Source organism: Streptomyces sp. NPDC055025 (assembly GCF_053608565.1).
In genome coordinates this window covers 14,699-34,004 of record NZ_JBSGVS010000019.1, presented here as the reverse complement: position 1 = coordinate 34,004, position 19,306 = coordinate 14,699, and the positions used below count along the sequence as shown (strand labels likewise).

Genomic DNA, 19,306 nt, shown 5'->3' with positions numbered 1-19,306 from the left:
CACCTACGCCTTCGAGCACCGGTCCTACTGGCCCGACGGCACCCGCGGCGCGGCCGACGCCGCCGCGGTCGGCCTGGTGTCCGCCGGACACCCGCTGCTCAACGGTGTGGTCGAACTCGCCGAGGGCGAGGGCGTGTTGCTCACCGGCCGTCTTTCGGTGCGGTCCCACCCCTGGCTGGCCGACCACGCGGTCATGGGCCGGATCCTGGTGCCGGGAACAGCTCTGCTGGAGTTGGCGATCCGGGCCGGTGACGAGGTCGGCGGCGAGCGCGTCGAAGAACTGACCCTCGCGGCCCCGCTGGTGCTGCCGGAGCGCGGCGCCACACAGACGCAGGTACGGGTCGGAACGGCTGACGAGAGCGGCCGGCGCACTGTCACGATCCACTCGCGGCCCGAGGACGACACCGAGGCGCCCTGGACCCAGCACGCCACGGGCGTACTCGCGGCGGGTCCTCGGACGGCGGCGGCCGTCCCCGGGCCCGACGCCACCGGCTTCGACGCCACGGTCTGGCCGCCGGTGGGAGCCGAACCGGTGGAGCTGGACGGTTTCTACGACGCCCGCGCCGAGGACGGATTCGTCTACGGGCCGGTCTTCCAGGGCCTGCGGGCCGCCTGGCGGCGCGACGGCGAGGTCTTCGCCGAGCTGAGCCTGCCGGACGGCCTCCAGGCGGACGCGGAGGCGTTCGGACTGCACCCCGCGCTGCTGGACGCCGGTCTCCACGCGGCCTGGTTCCTCGGCTCGCCCGCGGAGGCGGCCGGCCGGGCGGGCGGTGCCCCGCCCGGTGTCCCGTTCTCCTGGAGCGGTGTGTCGCTGGAGGCGTCCGGAGCCTCCGCCGTACGGGTCAGGCTGTCCCGTACGGCCGACGGAACGGTGTCGATCGCCGTCGCCGACACCACGGGCGCGGCCGTCGCCTCGGTGGAGTCGCTGGCGCTGCGCGCCCTGTCCGCCGAGAGCCTGAGCGATGCCGACGCCCTGACACGGGACGCCCTGTTCCGGCTCGACTGGGCGCCGGTGGCGATCCCGTCCGGCGCGGCTCCGGCGCGGCCGGAGCCGATGGAGGGGTCCGAGCGGGTGGAGGAGCCGGGGCGGACCGAGGGGCCCGAGCGGACGGTGGGGGTGCTCGGCCCGGACACACTGGGCCTGGCCGGGGCCCTGCGTGCCATCGGTGCCGAGGCCGACGTCCTCGACGAGCTGCCGAGCGGTGAGCCGGGGGCGGATGAGACGGCGACGGGTGAGGCGGCGCCCGCCGCGCCGACCCCCGCTGGGCCGACGCCAGGCGTGGTGCTGATCCCCGTGGTCGGCGAACAGGGCGCGGGTACCGCCGACTCCGTACACACGCTCACCCATCAGGCCCTGGCCCGGATCCAGGCACGACTGACCGAGGCGCGCTTCGCGGACTCCCGGTTCGTCTTTGTGACCCGGGGCGCCGTCGGCGGCCACGATGTGGCGGCTGCCTCGGTCCGGGGTCTCGTACGCTCCGCGCAGTCGGAGAACCCCGGCTGCTTCGGCCTGATCGACCTCGACCCCGACGAGGGGATGACGGCGCTTCCGCCGACGGCCCTGGACACCGACGAACCGCAGATCGTGGTCCGGAACGGCGAGGTACGGGCCGGACGCCTGGTGCGCCGGCCCGTGACCGGCGGCGACGCGCGCCCCTGCTGGGACACCGACGGCGGCAGTGTGCTGATCACCGGCGGTACCGGTGGGCTGGGCGCGGTGCTGGCCCGGCATCTGGTGACGGAACACGACGTACGCAGGCTGCTGCTGGTCAGCCGGCGGGGACTGGCCGCCGAGGGCGCGGAGGAACTCGTCGCGGAGCTGGAGACGCGCGGTGTCCAGGTCACGGCCGTGGCCTGCGATGTGGCGGACCGCGCGGCGCTCGCGGAACTGCTGGCCGAGCACCGGGTGTCGGCCGTGATCCACGCGGCGGGCGTCCTGGACGACGGTGTCGTCGGCACGCTCACCCCGGAACGGCTGGACCGTGTGCTGCGGCCGAAGGCGGACGCGGCCTGGCACCTGCACGAACTGACGCGTGATCTCGACCTGTCGGCGTTCGTGGTCTTCTCCTCGGCGGCTGCCACGTTCGGCAACGCGGGACAGGGCAACTACGCGGCGGGCAACGCCTTCCTGGACGCCCTCATGGAACGCAGGCATGCCGAGGGTCTGCCCGGAGTCTCCCTGGCATGGGGCCCCTGGGACCGGTCGGGCGGGATGACCGGCACACTGACGGAGGCCGACACCGACCGGATGGCACGCTCCGGAGTGCCGCCGCTCTCGGTGGAGCAGGGCCTCGCGCTGTTCGAAGCGGCGCTGGCCACCGGAGACGCCGTACTCGCGCCGGTACGACTGGAACTGCCGGTGCTCCGCGCACAGGGGGAAGTCCCGCCGCTGCTGCGGGCGTTGATCCGCACGCGTTCGCGCCGTGCCGTGGTCGCCGGCTCGGCGACCGCCAAGGGACTGGTGGAGCGCCTGGTGGTGCTCACCGCCGTCGAGCGGCTGGAAGTGCTGGTGGACCTCGTACGCGGGCAGGTCGCCCTCGTGCTGGGACACGCCGACGCCGGGGCCGTCCACCCGGGGCGTGCCTTCCGCGAGCTGGGCTTCGACTCGCTGACGGCGGTCGAGCTGCGGAACCGGCTCAACACCGCGACGGGTCTGCGGCTCCCCGCCACGATGGCCTTCGACTATCCGACGGTCCAGACGCTCGTCGACCACCTTCTCGACGAACTGCTCGGCGCGGACGTGGACGCGGACGCGACGGCGGCCGGGGCCGGGGCCGGGGTGGCCGAGGTGACCGCTTCCATGGCGAGGCGCGCGGCCGGGGTCGCCGACGATCCGATCGTCGTCGTGGGGATGAGCTGCCGGTATCCCGGCGGGGTGGCGTCGCCGGAGGATCTGTGGCGGCTCGTCATGGAGGGCGGGGACGCCATCTCCGGATTCCCCGTCAACCGGGGCTGGGACATCGACGGATTGTTCCATCCCGACCCCGATCACCTGGGCACGTCGTACACCCGCGAGGGTGGGTTCCTGCACACGGCGGGTGAGTTCGATCCGGCGTTCTTCGGTATGTCGCCGCGTGAGGCGTTGGCGACGGATTCGCAGCAGCGGCTGCTGCTGGAGGCGTCGTGGGAGGCGATCGAGCGGGCCGGGATCGACCCGGTGTCACTGCGGGGCAGCGCGACGGGCGTGTTCGCGGGGGTGATGTACAGCGACTACACCGCCGTGCTGGCGAGCCCCGAGTTCGAGGGCTTCCAGGGCGGCGGCAGCACCAGTCTGGCGTCGGGCCGGGTGTCGTACACGCTGGGCCTGGAAGGTCCCGCGGTGACGGTGGACACGGCGTGTTCGTCGTCGTTGGTGGCGATGCACTGGGCGATGCAGGCGCTGCGGAGCGGTGAGTGCTCGCTGGCGCTGGCGGGCGGTGTGACGGTGATGTCGACACCGACGGTGTTCGTCGACTTCTCGCGTCAGCGTGGGCTGTCACCGGACGGCCGGTGCAAGGCGTTCTCCGATTCGGCTGATGGTGTGGGCTGGGCGGAGGGTGTGGGGGTGCTGGTGCTGGAGCGTCTTTCGGATGCGCGGCGCAATGGGCATGAGGTGCTGGCCGTGGTCCGGGGCAGTGCGGTGAATCAGGATGGTGCGTCGAACGGTCTGACGGCGCCGAATGGTCCGTCGCAGCAGCGGGTGATTCGTCAGGCGTTGGCGAGTGGTGGGTTGTCGGCGGGTGATGTGGATGTGGTCGAGGCGCATGGGACCGGTACAACGCTGGGCGATCCGATCGAGGCGCAGGCGCTGCTGGCGACGTATGGGCGTGAGCGTGATCCGGAGCGTCCGCTGCTGCTGGGTTCGGTGAAGTCCAACATCGGTCATACGCAGGCGGCTGCGGGTGTGGCGGGTGTGATCAAGATGGTGATGGCGATGCGGCACGGGGTCCTTCCCCAGACGCTCCATGTCGACGCGCCGTCCTCGCACGTGGACTGGTCGGCGGGTGCGGTGGAACTACTCACCGAGCGGACCGCGTGGCCGGAGGAAGGCCGTGTGCGGCGGGCAGCAGTGTCGTCGTTCGGTATCAGCGGTACGAACGCGCACATCATCCTGGAGCAGCCGCCCACGGTGATCCGGGGAACCGTGCTCACCGGGGCCGAGGGCCCGGCCCCGGTGATCGAGCCCGGTGTGGTGCCGTGGGTGCTGTCGGGCAGGTCGCCCGAGGCTCTGCGGGGTCAGGCGGCGCGGTTGCTGTCGTTGGTCGAGTCGCGGCCTGAGGTGCGGCCGGTGGATGTCGGGTTCTCGTTGGCGACGGGGCGTTCGGTGTTCGATCACCGGGCGGTGGTGCTGGCATCGGCGGGTGATGCCGAGGAGACGGTACGGGCCTTGGCGGCTCTGGCGACGGGGGAGTCCGACCCGTTGGCGGTCTCAGGGTCGGTCATGGGTGGAAAGACGGCGTTGCTGTTCTCCGGGCAGGGTTCGCAGCGGTTGGGTATGGGGCGGGAGTTGTACGGGCGGTTCCCGGTGTTCGCCGAGGCGTTCGACTCCGTACTTGCGCTGCTGGAGGCGGAGTTGGGCCACTCACTCCGGGAGGTGATGTGGGGTGGGGATGCCGAGGCGTTGAACCGGACCGGTTGTGCGCAGCCGGCGTTGTTCGCGATCGAGGTGGCGTTGTTCCGGTTGGTGGAGTCGTGGGGTGTGCGGCCTGATTTTGTGGCGGGGCATTCGATCGGTGAGGTCGCGGCGGCTCATGTGGCGGGGGTGTTCTCGTTGGAGGATGCCTGTCGGTTGGTGGTGGCGCGTGGGTCGTTGATGCAGGCGCTGTCGGCGGGTGGTGCGATGGTCGCGGTGCGGGCGACGGAGGACGAGGTCGCTCCGTATCTCTCGGGGGATGTCTCGATCGCGGCCGTCAACGGGCCGTCCTCGGTGGTGATCTCCGGTGACGAGGGCGCGGTTCTGGAGGTGGCCGGCCAACTGGAGGCGCTGGGACGTAAGTCGAACCGCCTCCGGGTCTCGCACGCCTTCCACTCCCCGCTGATGGATCCGATGCTGGACGGGTTCCGGGCGGTCGTGGAGGGGCTGGTGCTCCAGGCACCTCGTATCCCGGTGGTGTCGAATCTGACCGGTGGTCTCGCGCCGGCCGAGGAACTGTGCTCGGCCGACTACTGGGTACGGCATGTCCGCGAAGCCGTCCGGTTCGCCGACGGCGTGCGCTGCCTGGAGGACGCGGGCGTAAGGAAGTTCGTGGAACTGGGCCCCGACGGTGTCCTCTCCGCACTGGCACGCGAGTGTGCCGGGGACGATGCCGTCATGGTGCCTGTTCTGCGCAAGGACAGGCCGGAGGAGTTGGCCGCCGTCACCGCGTGGGCACGACTCCATGTGCAGGGCGTGGCCTTGGACCGGGCCGCCGTGTTCGAGGGGACCGGTGCGTCACGGGTCGAGCTGCCCACGTACGCCTTCCAGCACCAGTGGTTCTGGCCGGTCGGTCCGCTCGGCGGCAGGGGCGATATGCGGGCGGCGGGACTCGGTTCGGCGGGGCATCCTCTGCTGGGTGCGGCGGTTGAACTGGCCGAGGGCGAAGGGGTGTTGTTCACCGCCAGGCTTTCGGTGCAGTCGCATTCCTGGCTTGCTGATCATGTGGTGATGGGCCGGGTTCTGCTGCCGGGGACGGCGTTGTTGGAGCTGGCGTTCCGTGCGGGTGATGAGGTCGGCTGCGACCGGGTGGAGGAGTTGACGCTCGCGTCTGCGCTTGTGCTGCCCGAGCAGGGCGCGGTGCAGGTGCAGGTGCGCGTCGGTGTCGCCGATGACAGCGGTCGTCGTCCGGTCGCCGTGCACTCCCGTCCCGATACGGCCGACGAGCGGTCGTGGACACAGCACGCGACAGGTGTGCTGGCCGTCGGCTCCCACTCCACGCCCGCCGACTTCGATGCCACGGTATGGCCGCCCCCGGGCGCCGAGGCATTGGATGTGGAGGGTTGCTATGAACGGCTCGCCGAGATCGGGTTCGCGTACGGCCCGGTGTTCCAGGGCCTTCGGGCGGCCTGGCGCCGTGACGGGGAGATCTTCGCCGAGGTGAGCCTGCCCGAGGGCACCGAGGCGGGAGCGTTCGGTCTGCACCCGGCCTTGCTCGACGCGGCCCTGCACGCCTCTCTTCTCGCCGGTGTCGGTGAGGACGACTTCGGCGGCTTGCCGTTCTCGTGGGAGGGCGTGTCACTGCACGCCACGGGCGCCACGGCACTGCGCGTACGGATCGCCCCGGTCGAGGGCAGGGACGCGGTGTCGATCGCGGTCGCCGACACTACGGGCGCGCCCGTCGCCTCGATCGACTCGCTGCTCGTACGGGCCGTGTCCGACGAGCAGTTGAGCGGCGCCGACAGCGTCGCCGGAGTGGCCCGCGACGCGCTGTTCGGAGTGGGATGGGTGCCGGTCGCGCTTCCGGCGGAGCCCGCGTTCCGCACGATCGCGCTGGTCGGCCCCGATGTGGTCGGACTCGCCGAGGTGCTGGAACGTACGGGTGTCGAGATCGGCGGGTACGAGGATCTGGCGTCGCTCGCGGCAGGGGAGGCCCCGGTGCCGGACGCGGTGCTGGTGGGTGTGGCCAGTGCGTACGGAGCCGAAGTCACGGACTCCGTCCGCGCGTTGACCTCCGACGCGCTGGCCCTGGTGCAGGAGTGGCTGGCCGAGGAGAGGTTCGCCGCCTCCCGGCTGGTGTTCGTCACCACGGGGGCCGTCGTGGGCGGCGGTGAGGAGGTCGCGGATCTGGCGGCGGCCTCGGTCCGGGGCCTGGTGCGCTCCGCGCAGACGGAGAACCCGGGCTGCTTCGGGCTGGTGGACCTGGACTCCGCCGAGTCCTCGGTGGCCCTGCTGCCGCGGGCACTTGGTGTCGACGAGCCGCAACTGCTCGTCCGCGACGGCGGAATCCGCGCCGGCCGCCTGACCCGGATGACCGAGCCCAGCTCCGAGCCCAGCTCCGAGGCCGGGTCCGGGTCCGACGCGGGCGGCTCCGAGGCCGGCTCCAGGTCCGACGCGGGCGGCTCCGCCTGGGACCCTGAGGGCACGGTGCTGATCACCGGCGGCACGGGTGGTCTGGGCGGTGTGCTGGCCCGTCATCTGGTCGGTGAGCGTGGTGTGCGGCAGCTGCTGCTGACCAGTCGGCGTGGGCCGGCGGCGGAGGGTGCCGAGGATCTGGCGGCGGAGCTCACCGCTCAAGGCGCGCATGTGTCGGTCGTCGCGTGTGATGTGGCGGACCGGGAGTCGCTGGCGGGGCTGCTGGAGTCGGTGCCCGCCGAGCATCCGCTGACCGCTGTGGTGCATACGGCGGGTGTCCTGGACGACGGGGTGATCGGTTCGCTCACGCCCGAGCGGCTGGACCGTGTGCTGCGGCCGAAGGTCGACGCGGCCTGGCATCTGCACGAGCTGACCCGCGAGCTGGATCTCGCCGCGTTCGTGGTGTTCTCCTCGGTGGCCGGTACGTTCGGCGGCGCCGGGCAGGCCAACTACGCGGCGGGCAACGTCTTCCTCGACGCCCTGGCCGCCCATCGGCGTGCCGAGGACTTGCCGGGCCTGTCGATCGCCTGGGGTCCTTGGGACCAGGGCGCGGGCATGACCAGCGGCCTCGACGAGCGCGATGTACGGCGGGCCGCCGACGCCGGTATGCCGCCGCTGTCGGTGGAGCAGGGCCTTGCGCTCTTCGACGCGGCGCTCGCGACCGGCGAGGCGGTCGTCGTACCCGTACGCCTCGATCTGCCGGTACTGCGCGCCCTGGGCACCGTACCGGCGCTGCTTCGCGGCCTGGTACGGACACCGTCGCGCCGGGCGGCGGCGGCGGCTTCGGGTGCGGACGGCGGTCTGGTCCGGCGGCTGGGCGCGCTGGAGTCAGCCGACCGCAAGGAAGTGGTGCTGGACGTCGTACGGGCCCAGGCGGCGCTGGTACTGGGCCACGCGAGCGGCGCCGACATCGACTCGGGGCGTGCGTTCCGTGACCTCGGCTTCGACTCGCTGACGGCGGTGGAGCTGCGGAACCGGCTCAACACCGCGACGGGTCTGCGGCTCCCCGCCACCATGGTCTTCGACTATCCGACCCTGTCGGCGCTGGCGGACCATCTGCTCGGCGAACTCCTCGGGGCGGAACCCGAGTTGACCATCCCGGTGTCGTCGCTGCCGCCGGTGGCCGACGATCCGATCGTGCTGGTCGGGATGGCCTGCCGATTCCCCGGCGGGGTGGCGTCGCCGGAGGATCTGTGGCGTGTGGTCACCGAGGGCACCGACGTGATCTCGGAATTCCCGGTCAACCGTGGCTGGGACGTGGACGCGCTGTTCGACCCGGACCCCGGCCATGCCGGGACCTCGTACACCCGCGAGGGTGGGTTCCTGCATACGGCGGGTGAGTTCGATCCGGCGTTCTTCGGTATGTCGCCGCGTGAGGCGTTGGCGACGGATTCGCAGCAGCGGTTGTTGCTGGAGGCGTCGTGGGAGGCGATCGAGCGGGCCGGGATCGACCCGGTGTCACTGCGCGACAGCCAGACCGGTGTCTTCGCCGGAGTGATGTACAACGACTACGGCACCACCCTCGACGGGGAGGAGTTCGAGGGCTTCCAGGGCCAGGGCAGCGCGGGCAGTGTGGCGTCGGGCCGGGTCTCGTACACCTTCGGCTTCGAGGGCCCCGCGGTGACGGTGGACACGGCGTGTTCGTCGTCGTTGGTGGCGATGCACTGGGCGATGCAGGCGCTGCGCGGTGGTGAGTGCTCGCTGGCGCTGGCCGGCGGTGTGACGGTGATGTCGACTCCGGGGACTTTTGTGGAGTTCTCGCGTCAGCGTGGGCTGTCGCCCGATGGGCGGTGCAAGGCGTTCTCCGAGTCGGCTGATGGTGTGGGCTGGTCGGAGGGTGTGGGTGTTCTTGTGCTGGAGCGTCTTTCGGATGCCCGGCGCAATGGGCATGAGGTGCTGGCCGTGGTCCGGGGCAGTGCGGTGAATCAGGATGGTGCGTCGAATGGTCTGACGGCGCCGAACGGTCCGTCGCAGCAGCGGGTGATTCGGCAGGCGCTGGCGAGTGGCGGGTTGTCGGCGGGTGATGTGGACGCGGTGGAGGCGCACGGTACGGGTACGACACTCGGCGATCCGATCGAGGCGCAGGCGCTGCTGGCGACGTATGGGCGTGAGCGTGATCCGGAGCGTCCGCTGCTGCTCGGCTCCGTGAAGTCCAACATCGGTCATACGCAGGCCGCTGCCGGTGTGGCGGGCGTCATCAAGATGGTGATGGCGATGCGGCACGGGGTTCTTCCTCGGACGTTGCATGTGACCGAACCGTCGTCCCACGTGGACTGGTCGGCGGGTGCGGTGGAGCTGCTCACCGAGCAGACCGCGTGGCCCGAGACAGGGCGTGTACGGCGTGCGGGCGTCTCGTCGTTCGGTATCAGCGGTACGAACGCCCATGTCATTCTGGAGCGGCCCTCGATTGTGGCTGACGCAGCCGAGCAGGCACCGGCCTCCCCGGAGGCACCCGCAGCTCCGGAGGCACCGGCCGAAGTGGTGACGGTCCCCTGGGTGCTGTCGGGCAGGTCGCCGGAGGCGTTGCGGGGTCAGGCGGCGCGGTTGCTGTCGTTGGTCGAGTCGCGGCCTGAGGTGCGGCCGGTGGATGTCGGGTTCTCGTTGGCGACGGGGCGTTCGGTGTTCGATCACCGGGCGGTGGTGCTGGCGTCGGCGGGTGATACCGAGGAGACGGTACGGGCCTTGGCGGCTCTGGCCGCTGGTGAACCCGACCCGTTGGCGGTCTCGGGCTCGGTCAGGGGCGGGAAGACGGCGTTGCTGTTCTCCGGGCAGGGTTCGCAGCGGTTGGGCATGGGGCGGGAGTTGTACGGGCGGTTCCCGGTGTTCGCGGAGGCGTTGGATTCCGTACTGGTGTTGCTGGAGGCGGGGTTGGGCTACTCGCTCCGGGAGGTGATCTGGGGTGAGGACGCCGATGCGCTGAACCGGACCGGCTGCGCGCAGCCGGCGTTGTTCGCGATCGAGGTGGCGCTGTTCCGGCTCGTGGAGTCGTGGGGTGTGCGGCCTGATTTTGTGGCGGGGCATTCGATCGGTGAGATCGCGGCGGCTCATGTGGCGGGTGTTTTCTCCCTCGCGGATGCCTGTCGTCTGGTGGTGGCGCGTGGGTCGTTGATGCAGGTGCTGCCGGCGGCCGGTGCGATGGTCGCCGTGCAGGCCGCCGAGGACGAGATCACCCCGTATCTCTCCGAACGGGTCTCGATCGCGGCCGTCAACGGTCCGTCCTCGGTGGTGGTCTCCGGTGATGAGGACGCTGTCCTGGAGCTTGCCGTCCGGCTGGCGGAGCAGGGCCGCAGGACCACCCGGCTCCGGGTCTCGCACGCCTTCCACTCCCCGCTGATGGACCCGATGCTGGACGAGTTCCGGGCCGTGGCCGAAGGACTGGCCTTCCAGGCGCCTCATATCCCGGTGGTGTCGAATCTGACGGGCACACTCGCTTCCGCCGACGAACTGTGCTCGCCCGACTACTGGGTACGGCATGTCCGCGAAGCCGTCCGGTTCGCCGATGGCATCGGAGCCCTCGCGGAACAAGGCGTGAAGGCCTTCATGGAGTTGGGCCCGGACGGTGTGCTCTCCGCCCTCGCACGCGAGTGCGCCGGGGACGACGCCGTCAGCGTGCCTGTTCTGCGCAAGGACAGGCCGGAGGAGTCGGCCGCCGTCGGCGCGCTGGCCCAGGTGTACGCGCGTGGTGTCACGGTCGACTGGGGCCGGTTCTTCGCCGGGACCGGCGCGCGGCGGGTCGAGTTGCCCACGTACGCCTTCCAGCACCAGTGGTTCTGGCCGACGGCCTCGTCGGCCGGCTCGCGTGATGTACGGTCCGCCGGTCTGGGCCCGGCCGGGCACCCCTTGCTGAGCGCCGCGGTCGAGCTGGCAGAGGGCGAGGGAATGCTCTTCACCGGCCGTCTCTCGGTGGGAACACATCCCTGGCTCGCCGATCATGTGGTGATGGGCCGGGTTCTGCTGCCCGGAACCGCCCTGCTGGAACTGGCCTTCCGGGCGGGTGACGAGGTCGGCTGCGACCGCGTCGAGGAGCTGACGCTCTCGGCGCCGCTCACCCTGCCGGCGCGCGGCGCGGTTCGGACGCAGGTTCGGGTCGGTGCCGCCGACGACAGCGGCCGGCGTACGGTCACGGTCCACTCCCGGCCCGAGGGCGCCGAGGATGTGCCGTGGACACAGCACGCGACGGGCACGCTGACGGTCGCCGCCCAGGACCCGCCCACCGGCTTCGACGCGACGGTGTGGCCGCCGAGGGGCGCCGAGGCACTGGAACTCGACGGCTGCTACGAGCGGTTGGCCGAGATCGGCTTCGTGTACGGCCCGGTGTTCCAAGGTCTTCGGGCGGCCTGGCGCCGTGACGGTGAGATCTTCGCCGAGGTGAGCCTGTCCGAGGGCGCCGGGACGGGAGCGTACGGTCTGCACCCCGCCCTGCTCGACTCCGCCCTGCACGCGTCGCTCCTGGCGGGTGACAGCGCGCGGGGGAGCGGAGGCCTGCCGTTCTCGTGGGAGGGCGTCTCCCTCTACGCGACCGGTGCTTCGGTGCTGCGCGTACGGATCGCCCCGGCCGGCGGCAAGGACGCCGTGTCGATCCAGCTCGCGGACACCTCCGGCACACCGGTCGCCTCGGTCGACTCGCTGCTCGTACGAGCCGTGCCGGGCGACGGGTCCGCTGACGTCGGGGCCATTGCCACGAACGCGCTGTTCCGGCTCGCCTGGGCTCCCGTGACCACCGCCCCGGACGTTCCGCCGTCGGTCGTCGTCCTCGGGGCCGACGTACTGGACCTCGTCGAACCGCTGGCCGGACCGGGTCTCCTCACCGGGACACACCCCGATCTCGCGTCGCTGGCGGCGGGGGAGGAGCCGGTCCCGGACACCGTGCTGGTGGGCGTCGTCGGCGGGTCCGACGGCCAGGTCGTGGAGTCCGTCCACACGGTGACGGCCGACGCGCTGGCCCTGGTGCGGGAGTGGCTGGCCGAGGAGCGGTTCGCGCGCTCCCGGCTGGTGTTCGTGACACGGGGCGCCGTCGGAGGGGCCGCCGGGGGCGGCGGTGAGGATCGTGCCGTCGATGTCGCGGCGGCCTCGGTCCGGGGGCTCGTACGTTCCGCGCAGACGGAGAACCCCGGCGCTTTCGGGCTGCTGGACCTGGACCCCGGCACGTCGTCGCTCGCCGCGCTGCCGGCCGCTCTCGGTGCGGACGAGCCCGCGCTGCTGATCCGTGCCGGTGAGATCTTCGCGGAACGTCTCGTCCGCACGGCGGCTCCCACCGACGCGGAGGCCGAGACGGGCCCGGCCTGGGACGCCGACGGTACGGTGCTGATCACGGGCGGCACAGGCGGTCTGGGCGGAGTGTTCGCCCGGCACCTGGTCACCGAGCGGGGCGTACGCCGTCTGCTGCTGGCGAGCCGGCGGGGAGCCGAGGCGCCCGGTGTGGCGGAGCTGGCCGCCGAACTCACCTTGTACGGTGCCGAGGTCACCGTGGCGGCCTGTGACATCGCCGACCGGTCCGCGGTGGGCGCGCTGCTGGCGTCGGTGCCGTCGGAGCACCCGCTGACCGCCGTGGTCCATACGGCGGGTGTGCTGGACGACGGTGTCGTCGGCTCGCTGACGCCCGGACGGCTGGACACCGTGCTGCGGCCGAAGGCGGACGCGGCCTGGCATCTGCACGAGCTGACCCGGGACCTCGATCTCGCCGCGTTCGTCGTCTTCTCCTCCGTGGCGGGACTCTTCGGTGGCGCCGGACAGGCCAACTACGCCGCCGCGAACGCCTTCCTCGACGCACTGGCCGAACACCGGCGGAGCGAGGGCCTGCCGGGGGTCTCGCTGGCCTGGGGCCCCTGGGACCGGATCGGTGGTACGACCGGTGACCTCACCGGCGGTGGCGTGCCGGGTGTCGGCGTGAGCGGCGATGGCATGACCGGTGGTGGCATGACCGGTGGTGGCATGACCGGCGCAATCACCGAGGAGGACATGCGGAGGATGGCCCGCTCGGGCATGCCGCCGCTCTCCGTCGAGCAGGGCGTGGCGCTCTTCGACGCCGCCCTGGCCACCGGCCGATCGGCTCTCGTACCCGTACGGCTCGATCTCCCGGCGCTCCGTGCGCGAGGTGAAGTCCCGGCCGTACTACGGACGTTGATCACCGCGATCCCCGGGCGCCCGCGTCGGAGCGCGGTGACGGGACCGTCCGCCGCGACCGGTCCGATCGGCCGGTTGGCCGGGCTCACCGCAGTGGAGCGACGAGAAGCCCTGCTGGATCTCGTACGGAGTCAGATCGCCCTGGTGCTCGGCCACGCCGGAGGAGGAGCCGTCGACACGGAATCCTCGTTCCGGGAGCTGGGCTTCGACTCGCTGACGGCGATCGAACTGCGCAACCGGCTCAGTACGGTGACCGGTCTGCGCCTGACCGCCACGCTCATCTTCGACTACCCGACCGCGACAGCCCTGGCGGACCATCTCCGCGACGAACTGTTCGGGAGCGGGAGCGAGGCCGAGTCCGAGGCTGAAAGGGCGGTCCCGCTCGGCTCGCTGCCGTCGGTGGCCGACGATCCGGTCGTGGTCGTGGGGATGAGCTGCCGGTTCCCGGGCGGGGTGGCGTCGCCGGAGGATCTGTGGCGGCTGGTCACCGAGGGCGGGGACGCGATCTCCGAGTTCCCGGCCAACCGTGGCTGGGACGTGGAATCGCTCTACCACCCGGACCCGGACCACACCGGCACGTCGTACACCCGCTCGGGCGGGTTCCTCCGGAACGCCGGCGATTTCGATCCCGCCTTCTTCGGTATGTCGCCGCGCGAGGCGTTGGCGACCGATTCGCAGCAGCGGCTGCTGCTGGAGGCGTCGTGGGAGGCGGTCGAGCGGGCCGGGATCGACCCGCTGTCACTGAGGGAGAGCCAGACCGGTGTGTTCGCCGGGGTGATGTACAGCGACTACGGAACGACACTGAACGGCAAGGAGTTCGAGGGCCATCAGGGCCAGGGCAGCGCGGGCAGTGTGGCGTCGGGCCGGGTCTCGTACACCTTCGGCTTCGAGGGCCCCGCGGTCACCGTCGACACGGCGTGCTCGTCGTCGCTGGTGGCGATGCATCTCGCGGCCCAGGCCCTGCGCGCCGGTGAGTGCTCGCTCGCGCTGGCCGGCGGTGTGACGGTGATGTCGACCCCGGGGACGTTCGTGGAGTTCTCGCGCCAGCGTGGGCTGTCGCCCGACGGGCGGTGCAAGGCCTTCTCCGATTCGGCTGATGGTGTGGGCTGGGCGGAGGGGGTGGGAATGGTGGTGCTGGAGCGTCTTTCGGACGCCCGGCGCAATGGACACCAGGTGCTCGCGCTGCTGCGTGGGTCGGCGGTGAATCAGGACGGCGCGTCGAACGGTCTGACCGCGCCGAACGGTCCCTCGCAGCAGCGGGTGATCCGGCGGGCGCTGGCCGGCGCGGGACTGTCGCCCGCCGATGTGGACGCGGTGGAGGCGCATGGCACGGGTACGACACTGGGTGATCCGATCGAGGCGCAGGCGCTGCTGGCGACGTACGGTCGTGACCGCGCCCCGGAGCGTCCGCTGCTGCTCGGCTCCGTGAAGTCCAACATCGGGCACACACAGGCGGCGGCCGGTGTCGCGGGCGTGATCAAGATGGTGATGGCGATGCGCCATGGGGTACTTCCTCGGACGCTCCATGTCGACGCGCCGTCGTCGCATGTGGACTGGTCGGCGGGTGCGGTGGAACTGCTCACCGAGCAGACCGCGTGGCCCGAGGCAGGACGTGTGCGGCGCGCGGGTGTGTCGTCGTTCGGTATCAGCGGTACGAACGCGCACATCATCCTGGAGCAGCCGTCGGCTGTCGCCGAGGCATCAGTGGCCGGGACATCAATGGCCGAGGCATCAGTGGCCGAAGCACCGATGACCGAAGCACCGGCACCGGTCTCCGCGGCGGAACGGGCCGAAGCACCGGCACCGGTCCCCTGGTTGCTCTCGGGCAAGTCGCCCCAGGCCCTGGCGGCCCAGGCGGCACGCCTGCTGACCCTGGTGGAGAGCGAGACCGGTGCGAGTGGCGGCACCCGGCCGGTGGACGTCGGCTTCTCGCTGGCCACGGGCCGTTCCGCGTTCGAGCACCGGGCGGTGGTGCTCGCGGGCGACCCCGCCGATTCGGCGCGCGCACTGGCGGCACTGGCCGCCGGCGCACCGGATCCCCTGGCGGTCTCGGGCTCCGTCCTCGGCGGAAGGTCCGCGGTGCTCTTCTCGGGTCAGGGGTCCCAACGGCTTGGTATGGGGCGGGAGTTGTACGAGTGCTTCCCTGTTTTCGCCGAGGCGTTCGACTCCGTACTCACCGTGCTGGAAGGCCGGTTGGACCGTTCACCGCGTGAGGTCATCTGGGGCGAGGACGCCGAGCAGCTGAACGAGACGGGCTTCACCCAGCCCGCGTTGTTCGCGATCGAGGTGGCGCTGTTCCGGCTGGTGGAGTCTTGGGGTGTCCGGCCCGATTTCGTGGCGGGGCACTCGATCGGTGAGATCGCGGCGGCCCATGTGGCGGGTGTCCTCTCGCTGGAGGACGCCTGCGCGCTCGTCGTGGCCCGTGCCTCGCTGATGCGGGCGCTGCCTGCCGGTGGCGCGATGGTCGCCGTACAGGCCACCGAGGACGAGGTGACCCCGTATCTCTCCGAACGGATCTCGATCGCCGCCGTCAACGGTCCGTCCTCCGTGGTGATCTCCGGCGACGAGGACGCCGTGCTGGAGGCGGCGGGCCGACTGGAGGCGCTGGGGCGGAAGTCGACCCGTCTCCGGGTCTCGCACGCGTTCCACTCCCCGCTGATGGACCCGATGCTGGAGGAGTTCCGGGCGGTGGCCGAAGGGCTGGCCTTCCGGGCGCCCGATATCCCGGTGGTGTCGAATCTGCCGGGCGGGCTCGCTTCCGCCGACGAGCTGTGCTCGCCCGACTACTGGGTACGGCATGTCCGCGAGGCCGTTCGCTTCGCCGATGGCGTCCGTACCCTCACCGAGCGGGGCGTGACCGTCTTCCTGGAACTGGGCCCCGACGGTGTCCTCTCCGCCATGGCCCGGGAATCGGTGCCCGAAGGGGCGGTGACCGTACCGATCCTCCGCAGGAACCGGGACGAGGGGCTGACCGCCGTCACCGCGCTGGCCCAGGTGTACGCGCACGGAGTCACCGTCGACTGGGGCCGGTTCTTCGCCGGGACCGGCGCGCGGAGGGTCGAGCTGCCCACGTACGCCTTCCAGCACCAGTGGTTCTGGCCGGCCGCCTCACCGTCCGGTGCTGGAGACGTCCGCGCGGCGGGGCTCGGTCCGGCCGGGCATCCGCTGCTGGGGGCAGCCGTCGAACTGGCCGCCGGTCAGGGCGTGTTGTTCACCGGCAGGCTCTCCGTGCAGTCGCACCCGTGGCTTGCCGACCACAGGGTGATGGACCGGGTCCTGCTGCCCGGAACCGCCCTGCTGGAGCTGGCCGTTCGCGCCGGTGACGAGGTCGGCGGCGACCGTGTCGAGGAGCTGACGCTCGCGGCGCCACTGGTCCTGCCCGAGCGCGGCGCCGTACAGATGCAGGTCGCCGTCGGCACTCCCGACGAGTCGGGCCGCCGCACGGTCGGCGTCTACTCGCGGCCCGAGGACGCCGATGACGCGCCCTGGACGCGGCATGCCACCGGCACGCTCACCACCGGCACGCGCACCGCCGACGCGGCCGACAGCGGCGCCGACAGGGGCGCCGAGGCGGTGGACACCGGCTTCGACGCCACCGGCTTCGACGCCACGGTGTGGCCGCCGAGGGGCGCCGAAGCGCTCGAACTCGACGGCTGCTACGAGCGGTTCGCGGAGACGGGCTTCGCGTACGGCCCGGTGTTCCAGGGGCTACGGGCCGCGTGGCGCCGCGATGGTGAGATCTTCGCGGAGGTGAGCCTGCCCGAGGGCGCCGAGGCGGGAGCGTACGGTCTGCACCCGGCTCTCCTCGACTCGGCACTGCACGCGTCCCTGCTGGCGGGCGACGGCGGGCAAGGGGGAGGGGGCCTTCCGTTCTCGTGGGAGGGCGTGTCGCTGTACGCGTCGGGCGCTTCCGCGCTACGGGTACGGATCGCGCCGTCCGGGGGCAAGGACGCGGTGTCGATCGCGGTCGCGGACACCTCCGGCGCGCCGGTCGCCTCCATCGACTCGCTGCTCGTACGGGCCGTATCCGGCGAGCAGTTGAACCGGTCCGCGGGCACCGGTGAGGACGCGCTGTTCACGGTGGAGTGGATCCCCGTACCGGCGGGCCCGGCCGTACCCGAGCCGGTCGCCCTTGTCGGACCGGACCCCCTCGGGCTCACCGGGGCCCTGGCCGCGTCGGGGTCACACGTCGAGGCGTACGACGATCTGGCGTCGCTCGCGGCGGCGGACCCGGACCGCCCGATGCCGGGCGTGGTGCTGATCCCGGTACGCGGTGGATCGGCCGGTACCGTACCCGACGGCGCTGCCGATGCCGTACCTGGATCCGTACGCGCGGTCCTGGCCAGGACGCTGGAGCAGGTGCGGCGGTGGGCGGCCGAGGACCGGTTCGCCGGGTCGCGTCTGACGTTCGTCACCCGGGGTGCGGTGGCGGTGGACGGCGGCGGAGTGCCCGATCTGGCGGCTGCCGCCGTCTGGGGCCTGGTGCGGTCCGCGCAGTCGGAGAATCCGGGGCGCTTCGCCCTGCTGGATCTCGATCCGACGCCCGGCTCCGAGGATCCGACGGTCCGCGCCGAGGAAACGACGGTCCGTGCTGAGGATCCGACGGCCGCCGCCCACGCTCTCGCCCGTCTCGGGGAGGCCCTCGGCTCGGACGAACCGCAACTGGTGCTCCGTGGCGACGGGATCAGGGCCGCGAGGCTGGAGCGCGCGCCCCGCCCGGAGCCGGCCCTGGACGCCGCTCCGGACGATACGAACAGCCCTGCCGCCCCTGCAAACCCTGCCGCCACCACCGCCGTCGGCCCTGCGGCTCCGGCCGGCCGGGACAGGTGGGAGCGAGGCGGCACCGTACTGATCACCGGCGGTACCGGCGGTCTGGGCGGGGTCATCGCCCGGCACCTGGTCGCGGAACGCGGCGTACGGCGGCTGCTGCTGCTCAGCCGCCGGGGTATCGGCACCGAGGGCGCCCGCCGGCTCGTCGACGAACTGACGGGTCTCGGGGCCGAGGTCACGGCCGTGGCCTGTGATGCCGCCGACCGCTCCGCGCTGGCCGGCGTACTGGCGGCGGTGCCCGCCGAGTATCCGGTGACGGCCGTGGTGCACGCGGCGGGTGTGCTGGATGACGGCACCATCGGCTCGCTGACACCGGAGCGGCTGGACACCGTCCTGCGTCCCAAGGCCGACGCCGCCTGGCATCTGCACGAACTGACCCGGGATCTCGATCTCGCCGCGTTCGTGGTGTTCTCGTCGGTGGCCGGCGTCTTCGGCGGCGCGGGCCAGGGCAACTACGCCGCCGCCAACACCTTCCTGGACGCGCTGATGGAGCGCCGTGCGGCCGAAGGGCTGCCCGGTGTATCCCTGGCGTGGGGTCCGTGGGAGCGGACGGGCGGGATGACCGGCACCCTGTCCGAGGCGGACATGCTGCGGCTGGCGCGCTCGGGCATGCCACCGCTCTCCGCCGACCGGGGCCTGGAGCTGTTCGACGCGGTGGCCACCGGCACCCGGGCGCTGATGGTCCCCGTACGGCTGGATCTGCCGGCGCTGCGCGACCGGGGCGAGATCCCGCCGCTGCTCCGGGGCCTCATCCGTACGACCTCCCGGCGGGCGGCCACGGCGACGGCGGCCCCCCAGTCGGCCGGCGCGCTCGCGCGACGGCTGACCGGGCTGAGCGACGAGGAGCGCCGTGACGTACTGCTCAAGCTCGTACGGGATCAGGCCGCCCTGGTACTCGGACATCCGGACGGGACGGCCATCGGGGCCACGCGCCAGTTCCAGGAGCTGGGCTTCGACTCGCTGACGGCCGTGGACTTCAGGAACCGGCTCAACGCCGCGACCGGACTGCGGCTGCCGGCCACGCTCCTCTTCGACCACCCCACATCGGCCGATGTCGTGGACCATCTCCACTCGCAGCTCGTCACGGAGGAGGTCACCGGGGCCGGCTCCGTCCTGGCCGTACTCGACCAGTTGGAGAAGACGATCGCCGAAATGAGCGTCGGCGCACAGGAGTTCAGGCATGTCGCCGGACGGATCGAGGTGCTGAGGACGAAGTGGGCGGCGCTGCGCCGGGAGCCGGCGGACGGCACCGGCGAGTTCGATCTCGACGCGGCGTCGGACGACGATGTGTTCGCCCTCCTCGACGACGAACTGGGCCTGTCCTGA

General features: G+C 72.0%; 1 protein-coding gene (only partly in view). It reads left to right on the top strand.

The genetic code is table 11. The annotated features are described in order from the left end of the window. Positions 1 to 19,306: the 3' portion of an SDR family NAD(P)-dependent oxidoreductase gene (locus ACWGDX_RS14410; RefSeq protein WP_453625479.1), read on the top strand. The gene continues 14,633 nt to the left of window position 1, outside the view; only the last 19,306 of its 33,939 coding nucleotides appear in the window; its start codon lies off the left edge, out of view; its stop codon occupies positions 19,304 to 19,306.